2 protein-coding genes are annotated in these 3,930 nt (G+C 68.0%); both read right to left on the bottom strand.

Annotation, left to right across the window (positions count from 1 at the left end; translation table 11 throughout):
* On the bottom strand, positions 1-3,161 hold a 3,161-nt coding region (locus ABH925_RS37485; protein WP_370156088.1), incomplete at its 3' end, for a type I polyketide synthase.
* Between the two features lie 19 nt (positions 3,162-3,180).
* Positions 3,181-3,873 (bottom strand): phosphopantetheine-binding protein, encoded by a 693-nt coding sequence (locus ABH925_RS37480; RefSeq protein WP_370156087.1) that lies wholly within the window; start codon positions 3,871-3,873, stop codon positions 3,181-3,183.
* Between the last annotated feature and the right edge of the window lie 57 nt (positions 3,874-3,930).

Genomic DNA, 3,930 nt, shown 5'->3' with positions numbered 1-3,930 from the left:
ACCACATCACCCTCAACCGCACACACACCCCCCTGCGTCACCACCCACAACGGCACACCCACACCCACATCACCCAACCCCTGCACCACCACCAAGGCCTCAACCACAGACCCCGGCACCAACATCACGCCGACGAGCCCCTCACCCACACCATCCAACAAGCCCACCACGCCAGCCCGATCCACACCTTCCGGCAAACCAACAACCACAACCTCACCCAACGCACTCAACCCACCGACCGCATCCGACACATCAACACCCGCACCCCCCACCACCAACCAACGCCCCACCACCCCACCAGCCGACTCCACGCTACGCCACACCTCCCGATACACCCACGACCCCACCCGCCCGCGCTCCACGCGCCGGCGACGCCACGCCGACAACGCCGGAACCACCTCCTCCAACACCCCACCACCCAAACCCAACTCCACACCCAACGACACCAAGTCCTGGTCCTCGACCTCGTTCCAGAACCCGTCCTCGGCCGCGCCCGTCTTCAACGTGGGCCAGTACCGCTGGTGCTGGAACGAATACGTCGGCAGGTCAACGCGCTGACCCGCACCGACCACCGCCGTCCAATCGACACGCGCGCCGGTCACGTACAGCCGTCCCAGGGCTTCCAGCGCGGTCCGCTCCGCCTCACGCTCACGCCGGGCGATGGACACAGCTGTCCCGTCGACCAGGTCAGCCGTCAATGCGGCCAGCACCCCGTCAGGTCCGACCTCCACGAAGCGCGTCACCCCACGCTCCACCAACACCCCCACACCATCAGCGAAGCGAACCGCCCGACGAACCTGAGACACCCAGTACGCCGGCGACATCAACTCGTCAGCCGTAGCCAGACGACCCGTCACATTCGACACGATGTCGATCCGCGGACGCGAGAACTCAACGCCCTCAAGCACCGCACGGAAGTCACTCAGCATCCCGTCCATCCGGGAGGAGTGGAACGCATGACTCACCCGCAGCCGCCGGGTCCGGCGGCCGATCGCGGTGAAGTGCGCGGCGATGCGCTCGACCTCGTCCTCGTCACCCGAAACCACCACCGAGGTGGGACCGTTGACCGCAGCGATACTCACCCCGTCGGTGAGCCGGGGCAGTACCTCGTCCTCGCTCGCCTCGACCGCGACCATCGCACCACCCGCAGGCAACGCCTGCATCAACCGACCCCGCGCAGCCACCACCCGGCAGGCGTCCGACAGCGACCACACCCCCGCCACATACGCCGCCGCCAACTCACCGATCGAATGACCCAGAAGGTAGTCGGCCTCCACACCCCACGACTCGACCAGACGGTACGCAGCCACCTCGAACGCGAACAACGCCGGCTGCGTCCACCCCGTCTCATCCAGACCCACCCCGCCGAACATCACCTCACGCAAGTCAGGGCCGAACTGCGCACACACCTCATCCAACGCAGCCGCGAACACTGGGAACGCGGCATACAGCTCACGCCCCATCCCCGCCCACTGCGCACCCTGACCCGTGAACAACACCGCCGACCGACCCGAACGCACCACACCACGCACCGCCAGGTCACCCAACCCGGCCAGCAACTCCTCACGACCCCCACCCAGCACCACCGCCCGATACTCCAACGCCGCACGACCCGACGCCAACGAAAACCCCACATCCACCGGATCCAACTCGCCAGCCGAGTCCCGCAACCGACCCGCAGCCGACCGCAACGCCTCCTCCGTACGCCCCGACAGCACCCACGGCACGACTGCGCCCGTCCACTGCACGGGCTCAACGACCTCCGGCTCGGAGGCCTGTTCGAGCACGACATGCGCGTTAGTACCGGAGACACCGAAAGCCGACACACCGACGCGCCGCGGACGGTCCACCTCGGGCCAGGCCCGGGCCTCCGTCAGCAGCTGGACCTCGCCCGCCGACCAGTCCACGTGCGTCGAGGGCTCAGAGACATGCAGCGTCTTGGGCAGCACACCAGCCCGCATCGCCTGCACCATCTTGATCACACCCGCCACACCAGCAGCAGCCTGCGTATGACCCAGATTCGACTTCACCGACCCCAACCACAACGGACTGCCCGAATCACGACCCTGCCCATACGTCGCCAACAACGCCTGAGCCTCAATCGGATCACCCAACGACGTCCCCGTACCATGCGCCTCCACCACATCCACCTCAGTGGCGGACAGGCCGGCATCGGCGAGCGCGGCACGAATCACGCGCTGCTGCGACGGACCGTTGGGGGCGGTCAGGCCGTTCGACGCGCCGTCCTGGTTGACCGCCGAGCCACGGAGGACGGCCAGCACGGGGTGCCCGTTGCGCCGCGCGTCCGACAGACGCTCGACCAGGAGCAATCCGACGCCCTCACCCCAGCCGGTGCCGTCCGCGTCGTCCGAGAACGCCTTGATCCGCCCGTCGACGGACAGACCCCGCTGTCGGCTGAACTCGACAAACACGCCTGGCGTGGACATCACCGTGACGCCGCCGGCGAGCGCGAGCGAGCACTCGCCGCGCCGCAGCGCCTGCACCGCCAGGTGCAGCGCCACCAGCGAGGCGGAGCATGCCGTGTCCACGGTCATCGCGGGGCCTTCGAGCCCGAACGTGTAGGAGAGGCGTCCGGAGACCACACTGGCCGCGTTGCCGGTGCCGAGGTAGCCCTCGACGTTCTCCTCGGCGTTCGTGAGCAGGTTCAGGTACTCCTGGCCGTTCGTGCCGACGAAGACGCCGGTCGCGCTGCCACGAACGGACTGGGGGTCCACGCCTGCGCGCTCGAACAGCTCCCAGGCGGTCTCCAGCAGCAGGCGCTGCTGCGGATCCATCGCCAGCGCCTCGCGCGGCGAGATCCCGAACAGGTCCGCGTCGAAGTCGGCGGCCGAGTCGAGGAAGGCGCCGAAGCGCGTGTACGAGGTTCCCGGCTGGTCCGGGTCGGCGTCGAAAAGGCGGTCGAGGTCCCAGCCGCGGTCGGAGGGAAAGTCGACAATGCCGTCCCGACCGTCGGCGACCAGCTGCCACAGCGCCTCGGGGGTGGTGACGCCGCCCGGGAACCGACAGCTCATCGCCACGATGGCTATCGGTTCCCGCTGCGCGTCCTCAAGCTCTCGTACTCGTTGGCGCGTCTGGTGAAGTTCGCTGGTGGACCACTTGAGATAGTCGCGAAGCTTGTCCTCGTTCATGGGCCACCTCACCGTGTTCGCCCACTTCACCTCACGAGCGGCCGAGCTCCTCGTGGATGAACTGGAAGATCTCGTCGTCCGTCGCCGACTCAAGCCTCGTGGAGGCCGAGTCGGCCTCGTCGCTACCGGGCTTGTCGAGCTTCGAAAGCATCACATGCAAGCGGGTGCGGACAGCGGCTCGCAGGCCATCATCTGGGGAAATCTCCAGAATCGCTGCTTCGAGCTGGTCGAGGCCGTCCAGGACGGGCGGCTGGCCCGGCTCTTCGGTGACGGTCAGCTCCGCCAGCAGATGACCCGACAACGCGACCGGAGTCGGGAAGTCGAACACCGCTGTCGGCGACAGCCTCAGACCCGTGGCGACCGACAGGCTGTTGCGGAACTCCACCGCGGTCAGCGAGTCGAAGCCCAAATCGCTGAAGGCTCGGGTCTCCTCCACCATGTGGGCGGCCCCATGGCCGAGTACGGAGGCCGCCTGCCGGCACACCAGATCGATCAGCAGACGTTCCTGCTGCGGCGGTGTGAGGTCCTTCAGGCGGGCGGCCAGGTCATCGGCCTGGCCTGGCAGGATCTCCGGGGCCGCGGCCCCAGCAGACGGGATCAGGTGGCTCAGCAAAGGCGTCGGGCGGGCGGCGAAATGGCTCCAGTCGATGTCCGCGACCATCACCGTGGCGTCCGGCCCGGCCGCCACCATCCCCAGCGCTTGAATGGCAAGCTCCGGGTCCATACCCCTCACCCCACCACGACGCTGACGCTCCGCAACCCCCACACCCGCAGCCATCCC

Origin of the sequence: Streptacidiphilus sp. EB129 (genome assembly GCF_041262645.1) — a bacterium.
Classification (GTDB): domain Bacteria; phylum Actinomycetota; class Actinomycetes; order Streptomycetales; family Streptomycetaceae; genus Streptacidiphilus.
The sequence above is the reverse complement of the archived record's forward strand: the minus strand, read 5'-3'. Positions and strand labels throughout refer to the sequence as shown.

What these genes read in the sequence shown, in the direction of transcription:
- ABH925_RS37480 (WP_370156087.1), bottom strand. Translation starts at nt 3,873, where the DNA reads ATGGACCCGGAGCTTGCCATTCAAGCGCTGGGGATGGTGGCGGCCGGG.